This window comes from Frateuria flava, assembly GCF_017837635.1.
GTDB lineage: Bacteria > Pseudomonadota > Gammaproteobacteria > Xanthomonadales > Rhodanobacteraceae > Frateuria_A > Frateuria_A flava.
In genome coordinates this window covers 96,703-112,100 of record NZ_JAGJRS010000019.1, presented here as the reverse complement: position 1 = coordinate 112,100, position 15,398 = coordinate 96,703, and the positions used below count along the sequence as shown (strand labels likewise).

The window sequence follows — 15,398 nt, the reverse complement described above, 5'->3', positions numbered from 1 at the left end:
CCCGAGGATTTCGTTTGAGCATTTGCTACGTGAAGCCTGATGCCTCAGCTAGTGTGCAAATGGACTAGTCGCCCCGTCGATACATAAGGGCAGTTATCTGTTCTGAGATTAGGCCGATTAGGAAAACTATGACCGCGGCACTCCATAACATCGAGCTGCCGTTGGTCAGGCGCGCCGAGTGATAATACGTCCAGAAGTAGTTGAAGCATCCAAGAAGGAAAAACACCACGCTCGCCGGTGCGAACAATTTCAACGGCGAATACAGCGTGGCGATCTTGAAGATGATCAGCAGGAACCTCAGCCCGTCCCGCAGCGGCCGGATGTGGCTCTTGCCCACGCGCTGGGCGGCCTTGATCGGTACGTAGGCTACCGGGTAGGCGCTGCGGAAGAAGGCCATGGTGCTGGTGGTGGGGTACGAAAAGCCGTTGGGCAGCAGGTACAGAAACTCGCGGAACTTCTCCGCACGCACGACGCGGAAGCCGGAGGTGAGGTCGAGCACGGCGTGGCCGGTCATGCGGGTAGCCAGCCAGTTGTAGAACGTGTTGGCCAGGCCACGGCCCACGCCAGCCTGGCTGCCCCAGTCGCGGGCGCCGATGGCCATGTCGTAGCCTTCCTGCAGCTTGGCCAGCAGGCGGTCGATGTCGGCCGGGTCGTGCTGGCCGTCGCCGTCCATGAAGACCAGCCATTCGCCCTGGGCCGCCCGTGCGCCGCGCTTGATCGCCGCACCGTTGCCCATCGAGTAGGGCGAGGAAAGGCAGTCGACCGCGTTGGCGGCGCAGATGGCCCGCGTGTCGTCCGTCGAGCCGTCGTCGACCACGATGATCTCCGCATCCGGCTGCGCGGTACGCAGCGCCGGCAGCAGACGGGCAAGCGCCGCCGCTTCGTTTTTCGCGGGCAAGATGATGCTCAGGCGTTTCAAATCGGTTCCCCCGGGTATCGGGCGATCATAACGCGGCATTTCACGGGGAAGGCGATCACCGCCGAAGCCCGGCCCGCGTGTGTGCCGGGCGGCACACTTCATGGCGCGCCCCGTTGCTCACCCACCCCCGGCAGAGCCTGCTGTCGTGGAACCGGAAGGGTCGGCCCCGCGTTTCCGTGACACGCGTGGCGGCTTTTGGAGTTGCCGGAGGCGCCCCTTCGCCGCTAGATGACCGCGCCGCATTTCTGGGGTAAATTTCCTGTCAATAAGGGGGCTTAAGGCCGGAATCTATCATGTCATCCCAATTGCAACCGTCGCTCGCGGGCCTGACCGGCATGGCGCGTCGCCTGGTGTCCGAGGGCGTGCTGCCGGAGGCAGATGTCCGCAAGGCGGTCGCCGATTCGGCCCGGCAGAAGACCTCTCTGGCTGCCTGGCTGCTCGACCATGGACTGGTCGAAAGCGCCCGGCTCACGCAGGTCGCCTCGGCCGAGTTCGGCATGCCGATGATGGACGTCGGCGCGATCGCAGCCGCGTCCATGCCGGTGAACCTGATCAGCGAGGCGCTGATGACCAAGCACCAGGCGCTGCCGCTGTTCAAGCGGGGCAAGCGCCTGTTCGTGGGCATCGCCGACCCGATGCAGTCGCACGCGCTGGACGAAATCAAGTTCCACTCCAACTGCATGGTCGAGCCGATCCTGGTCGAGCGCGGCCAGCTGTCGCGCGCCATCGACGGCGCGCTGGCGGCGGTGAACGCGACGATGCCCGAGATGGGCAACGACGAGTTCGATGACCTGTCGCTGGAAACCGCCGACGAGGACGTCGCTGACAGCACCGGCCACGATGCCACCGGCGGTGATGACGCGCCGGTCGTGAAGTTCGTCAACAAGATCCTGGTCGATGCGATTCGCCGCGGCGCGTCCGACATCCACTTCGAGCCGTTCGAGACCAATTTCCGCGTGCGCCTGCGCATGGACGGCATGCTGCGGCCGGTCGCGAACCCGCCGATGAAGATGGCCAGCCGAATCTCCTCGCGCCTGAAGGTCATGGCCGGCCTGGACATCGCCGAGCGCCGCGTGCCACAGGACGGCCGCATCAAGCTCAACCTGTCGAAAAGCCGCTCGATGGACTTCCGCGTGAGCACCCTGCCCACGCTGTTCGGCGAGAAGATCGTGCTGCGTATTCTGGACAGTTCGTCGGCCAAGCTGGGCATCGACAAGCTCGGCTATGAGGAGCAGCAGAAGCAGCTCTACCTGGACGCCATCCACAAGCCTTACGGCATGGTGCTGGTGACCGGCCCGACCGGTTCGGGCAAGACGGTGTCGCTGTACACCGCGCTCAACATCCTCAACACGCCCGAGCGCAACATCTCCACCGTGGAAGATCCGGTGGAAATCCGTGTCGAGGGCATCAACCAGGTCCAGCAGAACGTCAAGCGCGGCATGACCTTTGCGGCTGCCCTGCGCTCGTTCCTTCGACAGGATCCGGACGTGATCATGGTCGGCGAAATCCGCGACCTGGAAACCGCCGAGATCGCGATCAAGGCGGCGCAGACCGGCCACATGGTGCTTTCCACGCTGCATACCAACGACGCGCCGCAGACCATCGCGCGCCTGATGAACATGGGCATCCCGCCCTACTCCATCACCTCGTCGGTGACGCTGGTGATCGCCCAGCGCCTGGCCCGCCGCCTGCACGACTGCAAGAAGCCACAAACCCTGCCGCCGCACGTGCTGTTGGCCGCGGGCTTCAGCCAGGAGGACATCGACAACGGCCTGACGTTGTACGAGGCGGTCGGCTGCGACCATTGCAACGAAGGCTACAAGGGCCGCGTGGGCATCTACCAGGTCATGCCGATGACCGAAGACATCCAGAAGATCGTGCTGCAAGGCGGCAACGCGCTGCAGATCGGGGAGGTCGCACGCGGCATCGGCATCAATGACCTGCGCGCATCGGCCCTGCTCAAGGTCAAGGCCGGCGTGACCAGCCTGGCCGAGATCGACCGCGTGACGAAGGATTGAGGCAGTGGCGGCACCCGGTCGCGCAAAAGCAGGTCGCGCGCCCTTTTGCGGCAGCTCTGCGCAGCCGCCCGGAAAGCGCGAAGTTGCGCGGAACGGCACGAAATAACTGGCTACATTTGGCATAAGCTTCACCGAAGATCGCCGCCACGGGCGGCCGTCGCGGATCGAACCACCGGGGGAAATCGGGCATGGCTACGGCTAACGCACTCGCGAAGAACGCGAACCTGGGCGCCCAGCGCGCCGAGGTCAGCAGGATGACCATGTACGACTGGGTCGCGCTGGACAAGCGCGGCAAACGCATGTCGGGCGAAATGCCGGCGAAGAACGCTTCGCTGGTCAAGGCCGAGCTGCGCCGCCAGGGGATGAACCCGCAGACGGTGCGCGAGAAGGCCAAGCCGTTGTTCGGCTCCTCCGGCAGCACGGTCAAGCCGCGGGACGTGGCCATTTTCAGCCGCCAGATCGCCACCATGATGGCCTCGGGCGTGCCCATGGTGCAGTCCTTCGAGATCATCGCCGGCGGGCAGAAGAACGTCCGCTTCAAGAATATGCTCACCGATGTCAAGCAGGGCATCGAGGGGGGGCGCTTCGCTGCACGAGGCGCTGGGCAAGTATCCCGTCCAGTTCGACGAGCTCTATCGCAACCTTGTGCGCGCCGGCGAATCGGCCGGTGTGCTGGACACGGTGCTGGACACCGTGGCCACCTACAAGGAGCGGATGGAGGGCATCAAGAGCAAGATCAAGAAGGCCCTGTTCTACCCGGTGATGGTCATGGCGGTGGCGCTGCTGGTCAGCATGATCCTGCTGTTGTTCGTGGTGCCGGTGTTCGAGCAGACCTTCAAGGACGCGGGCGCCGAGCTTCCGGCGCCAACGCAGATCGTCATCTCCGCATCGCAGTTCATGCAGCACTACTGGTGGGTGGTGATCGGCATCATCGTCGGCAGCATCGTGGCCATGGTGATGGCCAAGAAGCGCTCGGTGAAGTTCGCGCACTTCCTGGACCGCGTGATGCTCAAGCTGCCTGTGATGGGCAACATCATGCGCCAGTCGGCCATCGCGCGCTTTGCGCGCACGCTTGGCGTTACCTTCCGCGCCGGCGTGCCGCTGGTGGAAGCACTGGACGCGGTTGCCGGCGCCACCGGCAGCATCGTCTATGGCGACGCGGTGCGGCGCATGCGCGACGACATCGCGGTCGGCCACCAATTGCAGCTGTCGATGCGCCAGACGGGCCTGTTCCCGAACATGGTGGTGCAGATGACCGCCATCGGCGAGGAATCGGGCGCGCTGGACAACATGCTCTTCAAGGTGGCGGAGTTCTACGAGGAAGAGGTGAACACGGCCGTGGACACCCTGTCGACCCTGCTGGAGCCGATCATCATGGTGATCCTCGGCGTGCTGGTCGGCGGCATGGTCGTCTCCCTGTACCTGCCGATCTTCAAACTGGCCGGCACGGTGTAATCTTTCGGACCACCGGGCCCCTCTCCCGTCGGGAGGGGGGCCTTTTTCATGGGCCTTCGGAACCGTGCACGCTGCGGCGTCGGTCGCAGGGGCCACGCGGGCGATGCTGTCCGGCGGCTGGATCAGGCGTAAACAACCGCGCGCGAGAAGCCTTCCGCAGGGAACGCACCCGTGCGCGACCTCCAGGCCCACGGTCGCGCATAGGTGCGCACCTACCGGGGGCGCGGTTTGCGGGACATTCCCACCTGACTTGAGGACATACATGCTCGACCTTCCGCTCTGGCTCTGGCTTGTCTTCGCCGGCGTGCTCGGCCTGTTGGTGGGCAGCTTCCTCAACGTGGTGATCCTGCGTCTGCCCGCGCGACTGGAAGCGCAGTGGCGGCGCGAGGCGCAGGAGGAGTTGGCGCTGGACGTGGCCGACGAGCCGCTGCCGCCAGGCATCGTGCGCGAGGCGTCGCACTGCCCGCATTGCAAGCACCCGCTGGCGGCGGGCGACAACATTCCTCTGTTGGGCTGGCTGATGCTGCGCGGCCGCTGCCGGTATTGCCGCGCCCCCATCTCCATCCAGTACCCGCTGGTGGAGTTTCTCAGCGGTGTGTTGAGCGTGCTGGTGGTCTGGAAGTTCGGGCCAGGGTGGGCCGCGCTGTCGGGGCTGGTGCTCACCTGGATACTGATCGCCGCGTCGGGTATCGACTTCCGCACGCAATTGCTCCCGGACCAGCTCACCCTGCCGTTGCTGTGGCTTGGCCTGCTGTTGTCGCTACTGCCGATGTTCGTGCTGCCCGCCTCGGCGATCCTGGGCGCGGCACTGGGATATGCAAGCCTGTGGAGCGTCTACTGGCTGTTCAAGCTGCTCACCGGCAAGGAGGGCATGGGCTACGGCGACTTCAAGCTGCTGGCGGCACTCGGCGCCTGGATGGGACCGGGTGCATTGTTGCCGGTGGTGCTGTTGTCCTCGCTGGTCGGCGCGGTCGTCGGCGGCCTGCTGATTGCCCTGCGCCGGCATGAGCGCGAGAGGCCGATGCCGTTTGGCCCGTTCATCGCCATGGCCGGCTGGATCTGGTTCGTCGCCGGCGATCCCCTGCTGCAGGGCTACATGCACCTGACTGGATTGCGGTGATGGTGGCGCGCGCTTACGTGGTTGGCTTGACCGGTGGCATTGCCGCCGGCAAGACCGCCGTTGCCCGCCGCTTCGAGGCCTTGGGCGTGCCGGTGCACGATGCGGACGTGGCCGCGCGTGTCGTGGTCGAGCCGGGCAGCGAGGGACTGGCGGCCATTGCCGACCAGTTCGGACCTCAGGTGCTGGACGCGCAGGGATGCCTCGACCGCGCGGCCATGCGCCGGCGCGTGTTCGCCGATGCCACGGCCAAGCGCGCGCTCGAGGCGATCATCCACCCCCGCGTGCGCGAATGGCTGCACCAGCGCGCGCTGGCCGAAACCGCGCCCTACTGCCTGCTGGCGATCCCGCTGCTGGCCGAGAACATCGCCCACTACCGCTGGATCGACCGCATCCTGCTGGTGGACGTGCCCGAGGAAGTTCAGCTCGAACGCCTCATCGCCCGCGACGGCATCGACCGGCCGCTCGCCGAGCAGATGCTTGCGCAGCAGGCCAGCCGCCGCGAACGGCTGGTCCTGGCAGACGACGTGATCGACAACAGCAGCAGCGAGGCGGCGCTGGACGCCCACGTCCAGGCGCTGCACCGGCGATACCTGGCATTGGCGGCGCAGGCAAGGAGCCCGTGACCCGCCTCTGCGCTACTGGCGCACGGGCCGTCCGGAAGGGAGTGTCTTGAGGATTTCCCGGTCCGCCGGGGCCAACACGGCCGGCGCGATTTCCGACGGCCAGCACCATTGCAGCGCCTGCCCTTCCACCGAGCGTGGCGTCCCTCGCCATGCTGCGACCTGCCAGGCGTCCAGCAGCAGGTCGCGCTCGCCGTAGTTCCAGCGCACCCGGACCAAGGGCGTGGCCCGGTCCAGGGCGATCTCCACGCCCAGTTCCTCGCGCAACTCGCGCGCCAGGCCCGCGGCAGGGCGTTCGCCGGGTTCAAGCTTGCCGCCAGGAAACTCCCACATGCCGGCCAGGTGTTTCCCCGGGGGGCGCTGCGCGAGCAGCACCTGGCCATCCGTATCGACCAGCACGCCCGCCATCACGTGCATGACAGCAAGACCCAAGGGGTCAGGACTCGCGTACGTACTCGACCATGTCGAAGCTGTATTCGTGCTCCGCATCGGCCTTGTGGTGGGTGCGGGCGACCTCTGTCCAGTCGCGCAGGTGGATACCGGGGAAGAAGGTGTCGGCACCCTCCACGGCGGCACTCACCCAGGTCAGATACATGCGCCGCGCCAGCGGCAGCGCCGCCGCATAGACCTGGCCGCCGCCGATCACCATCAGCCCGGTGCCGCCGGCGCGCGCCTGGGCTTCCTCCAGCGAACGCACGACGACCTGGCCCGGGAAAGGCGCCTCATGCCGACGCGAAAGCACCAGGTTGTGCCGGTCCGGCAACGCCCGGCCGATCGCCACCGCGGTGTTGTAGCCCATAAGCACGTACTTGCCGAGCGTCAGCTGCTTGAACCAGCGCAGGTCGTCCGGCAGGTGCCACGGGAGTTGCCCCTTCCGCCCGATGGCGAAATTCTCATCCAGTGCGGCGATCAACGAAATGGACATCGGTGCTCCTGGGCGTGTGGATGGTGCGACTGGCTCACGCGCCCCACTGGGCCGTCGGCCATGCTCGCGTCCATTGTAGCCACTCATGGAGAACCGGGAGATGCCCGGCCGTCATTTCCTCCCGCAGGAGGCGGCGCCATGATCACAGGCTACCCGGCGGCGTCGGCCAGGGGTCTTTTGCAGGAGCCCGCTTGCGGGCGATGCCCTTTGCAAGTGGCCCACAAAGCATCGCCCGCACGCGGGCTCCTACAACACCAGCCGTATCACGCCGGGTCGCCGATCATTGGCGCGAGTGTTCGACGGGCGCCAGATCGGCGGCGGCGTTCCCCTCGTCGTCGTAGATCGCCACGTGCGCCACACCATCGCCGCCGATCCATCCGCGATACATGCCGTCGGTGTTGAACGGCATGGCGATGTGGCCCCTGGCGTCCAGCGCGATGGCGCCGCCGTTGCCGCCCATCGCCGGGATTTCCTGGTTGATCACCTCGGCCGCGGCGCGCTCCAGCGGCACGTGCATCAGCGACACACGCATGCAGATCGCATGCGCTGCCACGGTGCGGATGTAGAACTCGCCCCAACCCGTGCCGGAGACGGCGCAGTCCGCATTGGCGTAGGTGCCGGCGCCAATGATCGGCGAATCGCCGACCCGGCCCCAGCGCTTGTCGGTCATGCCGCCGGTGGACGTACCCGCCGCCAGATGTCCCTGCGCATCCAGCGCCACGGCGCCGACGGTGCCAAAATGCTTGGCCGTCTCCACGTCCGAATGCGGCTTGCCGTCGCGGTCTTCTTTCAATGCCCGCTGCAGTTGCTGCCAACGCTGCTCGGTACGGAAATACGACGGATCGACCAGCGTGACACCCGCCTCACGCGCGAACGCCTCGGCGCCGTCGCCCACCAGCATCACGTGCTCGGACTTCTCCAGTACCGCGCGCGCCAGCAGGATCGGGTTCTTTACCCGGTGCACGCCGGCGATAGCGCCCGCGCGCAGCGTGTCGCCGTCCATGATTGCCGCGTCCAGCTCGTTGCGTCCGTCATGGGTGAACACTGCACCCTTGCCTGCATTGAAGTTGGGATCGTCCTCCAGCACGGTCAGTGCCGCCGTGACACCGTCGAGCGCCGGCTTGCCCGCCTTGAGCTGGGCATAGCCACTCTGGAGCGCACGGGCGAGCGCCGCGCGGACCTCGTTCTCCCTTGCCGGATTCAGGTCGCGCCGAACCACGCCCGACCCGCCGTGGATGACCAGGACAGGCGTGGTGGCGGCGTGGCTCATGGCGGCGATCCCCAGAGTGGTCAGGGCGGCGAACACGCGCAGCGGCTTCACTTGGATGTCTCCAGGCAGTAGCCACCGAGTATATCCAGCCGTCCCCACGTTCCGAGCAAGCGCGGCCGCAGGAAGCGGCCGCCTCCGTGCTGCCGCCGCACCTCAACGGCAGCACGCGGATCACTTACGGAAGCCGCTCGAAACGCGTGCGGGTTCCATCGAAAACCGCATGGACGCCATCGGTCCGGGCCACCATCTGCAACGCGGCGGCAGCAGGCACCTGCTGAAAGTCGAGCGCGATGGCGCGCTCGTCGAGCGCCTCGGGATTGACCAGCACCAGCGCTGCCTGCGAGGCGATCGCTTTGGCCACCGTGCGGGCGGCGGTGCCTTTGACCTTCATGGTGATGAGCCGCTCGCCGCCGGCGGCCGTCACGGCGCTCGCCGGACAGCCCAGCCGCGGCGTCACCCGCAGGGTGTACTGCACGTCACTGCCGGGCACCTTGCCGGAAGCCAGCAGCGGCTGATCCAGCACGCCCTGCAGACGGCTCTGCGCCGGCCGGGCGCCAGCCTGATCCCGTACCGCCAGATCGATGCTGACGTGCTGCCCGCCCGTTGCCCGGGTGACGGCGTCCAGCTCGATTCCCCGGGTCGCCACCGTCGACGTTTCGCCGGCCGCCCCGCACACCGCCAGGTCGAGCCGGCGCGCATGGCGGGCTTCGGCCCCGTCGCTGGACAGGACAAGCTGGATGTCCAGCTGGTATCGGCCGCTGCCCGCGTCTTTGCTTGGAGCGGACTGCGGCATTACTGGCGCACTGGCGGCGTAGAGCGCGCCGCTGAACGCGACGGCGATGGCAGCGCTGGCGAGGAAACCCAGGCAGCGGCGGGTGGAACCCGGGGTCGGCATTTTCAGCATGGCAATGCGCTCCGTAAGTGGATGGCGGGACGACCAACTGCACCCGATCGGCAACGCGCGCGTCGCGCCCGGGGTCTTCAACATGGCCTGGGCATAGCTGCGTCGGCAGCCGCGCTCGCGCAGTACCGCCGCATCGCAGGCCAGTTCCTGGTCCTGGCGCAGGGCGGTAAGCGCCCACCAGGCCAGCGGATGGAACCAGAACACCGAGGCCAACAACTGCGCGAGCAGGCTCCACCAGCCGTCACGACGACGGGCATGCATGGCCTCATGCGCGAGAATCAGCGCCTGCTCGGCTTTCGCATATCGCGTTTCGAAATCGACCGGCACGACGATGCGCGGGCGCCAGGCGCCGACGAGCGCGGGGCCGGCATCCATCGTCGCTGCACGCAGCACGGACCAGTGCGGCGACACACTGGCGAGCGGCTCGGCATCGCGCAGGCAACGCCGGTAGCGGGCCTGGGCCACGGCAGCCCGCGCCAGGCTCACGATCAGACCCAACAGCCATATCCACGCCAGTGCGCCGGTCCCGTCGACGTCGGCCATGCACGCACCTGACCAGGCATCGGAGGCCGACACGGCCACCCACGCGGTGCCCGCCCATGCCCCGCTGCTGGCCACCGCTGTGTGCGGGAGCTGGCTACCCAGCATCGCCAGTGGCGGCAATCCCCACAGCAGGAAGGCACTCTCGGCGCCGAACCAGCGTCGGCAAGGCCGCCTCAGGAGCGCGACACAGGCCAGCGCCAGAGTGCATGCCAGGAGCAACAACCAGGCGGCGAAGGTCCCGCTCGCCTCAGCGTTCATCGTCCAGCTCCTCCAGCAGGCGACGCAGTTCGGCCACGTCCTTGCGCGAGAGCTTGTGCTGCTCGGAAAAATGCGCGACCAGCGGCGCGACGCGCCCACCGAACAGGCGGTCGAGCAGGCCCTTGCTCTCCTGCGAGACGTACTTCTCGCGGCTGAGCAACGGCGTGTAGAGGTAGCGGCGTCCCTCACGCTCGGCCTTGACCGCCTTCTTCTTCAGCAGGCGGTTGAGCAACGATTTGACGGTTCCTTCCTGCCAGGCCTGGCGGGGGCCGACTTCGGCGAGGATTTCTTCCGCGCTGCGCGGTGCCTGGTGCCAGAGCACTTCCATCACGATGGCTTCGGCTTCGCTGATGGCCATGAGTCACTCCATTTACACGTGTAAACGCCGTTATGTTTACGCTCGTAAACAGACATGTCAAGAGGCGCGGGAATGCCACCAGGGGTTCATGGCCGGGGGCTTTCGCCGGTGTGCGGATGGCGGTCGCGCACAGGTGCGCTCCTACACGGGCTGTAGCGGCGTGTGCGCGTGCGGGAATGAGGCCGGCAGGGATTGCGACCTTGGTACGACGCGGCGCGGCTGCGTTCCATCGTATCCTTGGCAGCTGACTCTCCACCCGGAAGGCACTGCTATGGACAAGGTGTATGCAAGCGCGAAGGCGGCTCTCGACGGCCTGCTGTTCGACGACATGACGATCGCCGCGGGCGGTTTCGGCCTGTGCGGCATTCCCGAGAACCTGATCGGCGCGCTGTTGGAGGCTGGCACCAAGGGGCTGACCATCGTCGGCAACAACGCCGGCGTGGACGATTTCGGCATGGGGCCGCTGTTGAAGACCCACCAGGTCAAGCGCGTGTATGCCTCCTACGTCGGCGAGAACAAGGAGTTCGAGCGCCAGGTGCTTTCCGGGGAGCTGGAACTGCACCTGACTCCGCAAGGCACGCTGGCCGAGAAGCTGCGCGCCGGCGGCGCCGGTATCCCGGGCTTCTACACGCGCACGGCATTCGGCACCAAGCTGGCCGAGGGCAAGGAAACCAAGGTCTTCGACGGCAAGGAATATGTGCTGGAGGAGGCCATCCACGCGGACGTTTCCATCGTCAAGGCATGGAAGGGGGACCGCCTGGGCAACCTGGTCTTCCGCGAGACGGCGCGCAACTTCAATCCGATGATCGCCACCTGCGGCAAGGTGTGCGTGGCCGAGGTCGAACACCTGGTCGAGGTCGGCGAACTCGACCCGAACAACATCCACGTGCCCGGCATCTACGTCGACCGCATCGTGCAGGGTGCGAAGTACGAAAAGCGCATCGAGTTCCGCACCGTTGCCGGCGCCAACACCGGCAAGGAAAACCCGACCCGCTCGGCGATGGCCCAGCGTGCGGCGAAGGAGCTGCGTGACGGCTTCTACGTGAACCTCGGCATCGGCATCCCGACGCTGGTGGCCAATTACATTCCCGAGGGCATGGACGTCATCCTGCAATCGGAGAACGGCCTGCTCGGCATCGGCCCGTTTCCGTCCGAGGACAACGTCGATCCCGACCTGATCAACGCCGGCAAGCAGACCATCACCACCCTGCCCGGCTCGGCTTTCTTCTCCAGCGCCGATTCGTTCGCGATGATCCGCGGCGGGCATATCGACCTGTCGATCCTGGGCGGACTGGAAGTCTCGGCCACCGGTGATCTGGCCAACTGGATGGTGCCGGGCAAGATGGTCAAGGGCCCGGGCGGCGCGATGGACCTGGTCAGCGGCGTCAAGCGCGTGGTGGTGCTGATGGAGCACACCGCGAAGGACGGTTCGCCGAAGATCAAGCCGCAGTGCGACCTGCCGCTGACCGGCAAGGAAGTGGTGGACCTGATCATCACCGACCTGGCCGTGTTCGAGGTCGAGAAGGGCAAGGGCCTGACCCTGATCGAGCTCAACCAGGGCGTGTCACTGGACGAGGTCAAGGCCAAGACCGGTTGCGACTTCGCGGTGTCGCCCTCGCTGAAAAGCTAGCGGCAACACACCCGCGCAGGGTGGGCTTCAGCCCACCTTCGCCGGTACCGGAATGGAGGGCTTCAGCCCACCTTCGCACCGGCACCGGAATGTTGGGCCGCCCTGCGCCGCGCCGGCTCAGGCCGGCAGCGTTTCGGGGAAGCGGATGCTCGCGATGTGTTCGCAGCCGTCGCGGGTCTGCAGTTCCAGCGGCCAATGGAAGCGCTCGCTGATGCGCTGGGCGATCGCAAGCTCGAAGCCATGCCGGTCGATCGCCGGGGCTTCGTCCACCCGGTTGGAAACGGCTACCGCGCCAGGCAGCACGGTGATCACGATACTGCCATGGTCCGCCTGCTGGCTGGCGTTGCGGATCAGCTGCCAGCACAACACCATGAACACCCGCGGCGAGGCGCGCAGCGCAAATCGCGCCGGCTCCTCGATCCTGAGGTCGACCGCGCGGCCTTCGAGCATCTGCTGCAGGTCGTCCATACCTTTGTGCAGCACGTCGTTGACGACGAACTCCTCTTCGCCGGCGCCCAGGTCCGACTCGCGGGCCAGGATCAGCAGCGCCTCGATCAGCGCCTCCATCTCACGTGTGGCGCGCTGGATGCGCTTGACCGAGCGCACGCCGAACTTGCTCAGCTCCGACTCGTCCGAGAGCATGTCGGCGGACATCTTGATCACCGTCAACGGGCTGCGCAGTTCGTGACTGGCATCACGGGTGAAGTTGCGTTCGCGCTGGTTGTAGCCGGCGATGCGCGTGGCAAAGCCATGCAGGCCGCGCGCGAGCGTGACCACGTCGGCATCGGCCTGTTCGGACAGGTGCTTCGGCGCCAGTGCATCGACGTCCGGCTCGTCATCCCAGCTGTCGATCACGCGCGCCAGCCGGCCGACCGGCCGCCACTGGCGCCGTGCCGCCAGCCACGCCAGCGCGCTGATGATCGCAAGCAGCACGACCACCGCCACCGGGGGCGCGACGTTGAACACGCCCAGCATGACGCAGACGATCACGCCCAGCAGATGCAGGCCGAAGATCAGCGCAAGCCGGCGATGGAACGCACCGGCCTGGCTTCGACCTTCACCCTGTTTCCGTGGCAATCCCCTGTCCATACCTGTTGTTGCGATGCTCACCCCGCTCGATCAGGCGGTGGCCGTCGCCACTTCGGTTTCCAGGTCGGCCAGGCGGTAACCGGCCGAATGGATCGTGTGCAGCAACGGGCGGTCGAACGGCTTGTCGATCACGCGGCGCAGGTTGTACAGGTGCGAGCGCAGGGTGTCCGAATCGGGCAGCGTGTCGCCCCAGATCTCCCGCTCGATATCGCGACGGCTTACCACGCGGGGCGATTCGCGCATCAGGATCGCAAGCAGCTTCAGGCCGATCGGCGAGACGGTCAGCTCCTGGCCGCCGCGGGTCAAGCGCAGGGTGGCGGTATCGAGCGTCATGTCGCCGACGGTGAGCACCTCGGAGGACACCTGGCGACGATCGCGGCGGATCAGCGCACGCAGGCGGGCTTCGAGCTCGCGCACCTCGAAGGGCTTGACCAGATAGTCGTCCGCGCCGGCTTCCAGGCCGATCAACTTGTCTTCCAGCGTGTCGCGCGCGGTGAGCATCAGCACCGGGGTGGACTTCTTGGCATCCTTGCGCAGCTTGCGGCACACATCCAGGCCGTCCATGCCCGGCAGCATCAGGTCCAGCACGATGACGTCGTAGCTGTTGGACACGGCCAGGTGCAGGCCACTGACGCCGTCGGCGGCATAATCGACCGAATAGCCCCGGCGCTCCAGGAATTCTCCAACCATTTCAGCAATTTGCCGGTTGTCCTCGACCAGCAGGATCAAGCCGGACTGTTCGTCGCGCAGGCTCATGGTCCCTCCGTTGGTGGTTTTCACAAATGTGAAGAGCTAACGATCCGACGGGTGACAGCAGCGTGAAATTTTCAAGGCGTGGTTCAGAACGTGTTTCGACGCCCAGTTCGGTAGGGGCGACGAGCGCCGTTTCACTGCAGCAACGGTGCCAGTTGCGCCCATACCGTGGCAAACACGGCCGGCTCGCCCGCGGCGGTGGGATGCAGTCCATCGGCCTGCATCAGCGACGGGTCAAGCGCCACTTTCTCCAGCAGGAAAGGCACCAGTGCGGTTCGTTTGCTGCGCGCGAGATCGGCGTAGACACCACGCAGGGCGTCGCGGTAGCGCGGACCGTAGTTCACCGGCAACTCGATACCGACCAGCAATACCTTGGCATGGGCCCGCTGCGCCATGTCGATCATCGCGGCAAGGTTCTGCTCCACCGCATCCAGCGGCAGGCCGCGCAGGCCGTCGTTGGCGCCCAGTTCGAGCACTACAACGGCGGGCTTGTAGGTCGCCAGCAACCCGGGCAGATGGTTTCGCCCGCTGAGCGTGGTTTCGCCGCTGATGCTGGCATTGACCACGTGCCAGGGCGGCTGCATCTTGCCAAGGCGTACTTCCAGCAGATGCACCCAACCCTGGTCTGCGGCGATGTTGTGCGCAGCCGACAACGAATCCCCCAGCACGAGCACCGTCCTGGGCGCGGCCGCCAGTGCGGCTCCGCTCCATCCCATCCACAGCACTGCCAGCCATCCGAGGACCCGACGCATGAGCGAACCTTCCCAACCGCTTCTGGAGGCCCGCGATGTTAGCAAGACGGTTCGTGGCCCCGAGGGAAGGCTGGATATCCTGGCCGGCGTGAGCCTGGCGGTCCATGCCGGCGAAAGCTTCGCCATCGTCGGCGCGTCGGGCTCGGGCAAGACCACCTTGCTGGGCCTGCTGGCCGGGCTGGACGTGCCCAGCACCGGCGCCATCCATCTTGGGGGCCAGCCGCTGCAGGCGATGGATGAGGAGGCGCGGGCGGATCTGCGCCGACGGCTGGTCGGTTTCGTGTTCCAGTCCTTCCACCTGCTCCCTGCGCTCACCGCGGAGGAAAACGTGATGCTGCCGCTGGAACTGGAAGGCCGCGACGATGCACGCCAGCGCGCGCACGACGCGCTCGACGCGGTTGGCCTGCATGCGCGCCGGCGCCACTACCCGGCGCAGTTGTCCGGCGGCGAGCAGCAACGCGTGGCGATCGCGCGAGCCTTCGTGCACGGCCCGCGGGTGCTGTTCGCCGACGAGCCGACCGGCAACCTCGACCAGCGCACAGGGCGTCATGTCGCCGACCTGTTGTTCGCGCTCAACCGTGATCACCACACCACGCTCGTGCTGGTAACCCACGACGCACAGCTGGCCGCGCGCTGTGGCCGGGGCGTGGAGCTGATGGAAGGCCGCGTCGCCACGCCGGCGGCCGCCCGATGAGGCGCCGGCATCCTGCAGGAGCGCATCCTGGGCGGGACCACCACGCGCCTCCCACGGCGCATCGCGCGCAGGATTCACGCCGGCACGGAG

At 66.7% G+C, this 15,398-nt stretch carries 14 protein-coding genes and 1 pseudogene; 6 read left to right on the top strand and 9 right to left on the bottom strand.

Annotated features, from left to right (window positions below):
- Window positions 1-64: 64 nt before the first annotated feature.
- Window positions 65-919, bottom strand: a complete 855-nt coding sequence (locus J7I44_RS10190) for a glycosyltransferase family 2 protein (protein ID WP_245188089.1) — start codon at window positions 917-919, stop codon at window positions 65-67.
- A gap of 293 nt (window positions 920-1,212) precedes the next feature.
- Here J7I44_RS10190 and pilB point away from each other — a divergent pair, with 293 nt between their 5' ends.
- The 4 genes and pseudogenes from pilB (at window position 1,213) to coaE (ending at window position 6,135) form a co-directional block, all read left to right on the top strand.
- Window positions 1,213-2,937: a type IV-A pilus assembly ATPase PilB gene (pilB, locus tag J7I44_RS10185; RefSeq protein WP_209619890.1), complete on the top strand. Its 1,725-nt coding sequence runs from the start codon at window positions 1,213-1,215 to the stop codon at window positions 2,935-2,937.
- 188 nt (window positions 2,938-3,125) lie between these two features.
- Window positions 3,126-4,392 (top strand): annotated as a pseudogene (locus J7I44_RS10180) (type II secretion system F family protein).
- A 262-nt stretch (window positions 4,393-4,654) separates the two neighbouring features.
- Window positions 4,655-5,512: a prepilin peptidase gene (locus J7I44_RS10175; RefSeq protein WP_209619888.1), complete on the top strand. Its 858-nt coding sequence runs from the start codon at window positions 4,655-4,657 to the stop codon at window positions 5,510-5,512.
- On the top strand, window positions 5,512-6,135 hold the full coding sequence (coaE, locus tag J7I44_RS10170) for a dephospho-CoA kinase (protein ID WP_209619886.1): 624 nt from the start codon (window positions 5,512-5,514) through the stop codon (window positions 6,133-6,135). The genes J7I44_RS10175 and coaE overlap by 1 nt, the downstream gene beginning before the upstream one ends.
- Window positions 6,136-6,147: 12 nt before the next feature.
- Here coaE and J7I44_RS10165 read toward each other — a convergent pair whose 3' ends face one another.
- The 5 genes from J7I44_RS10165 to J7I44_RS10145 all read right to left on the bottom strand — a co-directional run bounded on the left by J7I44_RS10165 (window position 6,148) and on the right by J7I44_RS10145 (window position 10,390).
- Window positions 6,148-6,564 (bottom strand): NUDIX domain-containing protein, encoded by a 417-nt coding sequence (locus J7I44_RS10165; protein WP_209619883.1) that lies wholly within the window; start codon window positions 6,562-6,564, stop codon window positions 6,148-6,150.
- Between the two features lie 4 nt (window positions 6,565-6,568).
- Entirely contained in the window at window positions 6,569-7,057 is a 489-nt protein-coding gene (locus tag J7I44_RS10160; RefSeq protein ID WP_209619880.1) for a dihydrofolate reductase, read from the bottom strand.
- 280 nt (window positions 7,058-7,337) lie between these two features.
- Window positions 7,338-8,327: an isoaspartyl peptidase/L-asparaginase family protein gene (locus tag J7I44_RS10155; protein WP_245188107.1), complete on the bottom strand. Its 990-nt coding sequence runs from the start codon at window positions 8,325-8,327 to the stop codon at window positions 7,338-7,340.
- Window positions 8,328-8,502: 175 nt separating this feature from the next.
- Window positions 8,503-10,032 carry a M56 family metallopeptidase gene (locus J7I44_RS10150; RefSeq protein ID WP_209619873.1) on the bottom strand — a complete coding sequence of 510 codons (1,530 nt, stop codon included), beginning with the start codon at window positions 10,030-10,032 and terminating at the stop codon, window positions 8,503-8,505.
- A complete protein-coding gene (locus J7I44_RS10145; RefSeq protein WP_209619870.1) occupies window positions 10,022-10,390 on the bottom strand; it encodes a BlaI/MecI/CopY family transcriptional regulator in 369 nt (122 codons plus the stop codon). The genes J7I44_RS10150 and J7I44_RS10145 overlap by 11 nt, the downstream gene beginning before the upstream one ends.
- A gap of 271 nt (window positions 10,391-10,661) precedes the next feature.
- Between J7I44_RS10145 and J7I44_RS16980 the strand changes: the two genes are divergently transcribed.
- Complete coding sequence (locus J7I44_RS16980; RefSeq protein WP_342451967.1) at window positions 10,662-12,020, top strand: 3-oxoacid CoA-transferase subunit B; 1,359 nt, start codon at window positions 10,662-10,664, stop codon at window positions 12,018-12,020.
- 117 nt (window positions 12,021-12,137) lie between these two features.
- On the opposite strand, the gene J7I44_RS10130 is transcribed toward J7I44_RS16980, so the two are convergent.
- From J7I44_RS10130 to J7I44_RS10120, 3 genes are all read right to left on the bottom strand, one after another.
- Window positions 12,138-13,097: a sensor histidine kinase gene (locus tag J7I44_RS10130; protein ID WP_209619867.1), complete on the bottom strand. Its 960-nt coding sequence runs from the start codon at window positions 13,095-13,097 to the stop codon at window positions 12,138-12,140.
- Between the two features lie 42 nt (window positions 13,098-13,139).
- A complete protein-coding gene (locus tag J7I44_RS10125) occupies window positions 13,140-13,865 on the bottom strand; it encodes a response regulator transcription factor (protein ID WP_209619864.1) in 726 nt (241 codons plus the stop codon).
- Between the two features lie 131 nt (window positions 13,866-13,996).
- A complete protein-coding gene (locus J7I44_RS10120) occupies window positions 13,997-14,614 on the bottom strand; it encodes an arylesterase (RefSeq protein ID WP_209619859.1) in 618 nt (205 codons plus the stop codon).
- Here J7I44_RS10120 and J7I44_RS10115 point away from each other — a divergent pair.
- Window positions 14,613-15,308, top strand: a complete 696-nt coding sequence (locus J7I44_RS10115) for an ABC transporter ATP-binding protein (protein WP_209619857.1) — start codon at window positions 14,613-14,615, stop codon at window positions 15,306-15,308. The two genes, J7I44_RS10120 and J7I44_RS10115, sit on opposite strands and share 2 nt — an antisense overlap.
- Window positions 15,309-15,398 lie beyond the last annotated feature (90 nt).

What these genes read in the sequence shown, in the direction of transcription:
- pilB (WP_209619890.1), top strand. Translation starts at nt 1,213, where the DNA reads ATGTCATCCCAATTGCAACCGTCGCTCGCGGGCCTGACCGGCATGGCG.
- J7I44_RS10175 (WP_209619888.1), top strand. Translation starts at nt 4,655, where the DNA reads ATGCTCGACCTTCCGCTCTGGCTCTGGCTTGTCTTCGCCGGCGTGCTC.
- coaE (WP_209619886.1), top strand. Translation starts at nt 5,512, where the DNA reads ATGGTGGCGCGCGCTTACGTGGTTGGCTTGACCGGTGGCATTGCCGCC.
- J7I44_RS10160 (WP_209619880.1), bottom strand. Translation starts at nt 7,057, where the DNA reads ATGTCCATTTCGTTGATCGCCGCACTGGATGAGAATTTCGCCATCGGG.
- J7I44_RS10155 (WP_245188107.1), bottom strand. Translation starts at nt 8,327, where the DNA reads ATGAGCCACGCCGCCACCACGCCTGTCCTGGTCATCCACGGCGGGTCG.
- J7I44_RS10150 (WP_209619873.1), bottom strand. Translation starts at nt 10,032, where the DNA reads ATGAACGCTGAGGCGAGCGGGACCTTCGCCGCCTGGTTGTTGCTCCTG.
- J7I44_RS10145 (WP_209619870.1), bottom strand. Translation starts at nt 10,390, where the DNA reads ATGGCCATCAGCGAAGCCGAAGCCATCGTGATGGAAGTGCTCTGGCAC.
- J7I44_RS16980 (WP_342451967.1), top strand. Translation starts at nt 10,662, where the DNA reads ATGGACAAGGTGTATGCAAGCGCGAAGGCGGCTCTCGACGGCCTGCTG.
- J7I44_RS10125 (WP_209619864.1), bottom strand. Translation starts at nt 13,865, where the DNA reads ATGAGCCTGCGCGACGAACAGTCCGGCTTGATCCTGCTGGTCGAGGAC.
- J7I44_RS10115 (WP_209619857.1), top strand. Translation starts at nt 14,613, where the DNA reads ATGAGCGAACCTTCCCAACCGCTTCTGGAGGCCCGCGATGTTAGCAAG.
- J7I44_RS10120 (WP_209619859.1), bottom strand. Translation starts at nt 14,614, where the DNA reads ATGCGTCGGGTCCTCGGATGGCTGGCAGTGCTGTGGATGGGATGGAGC.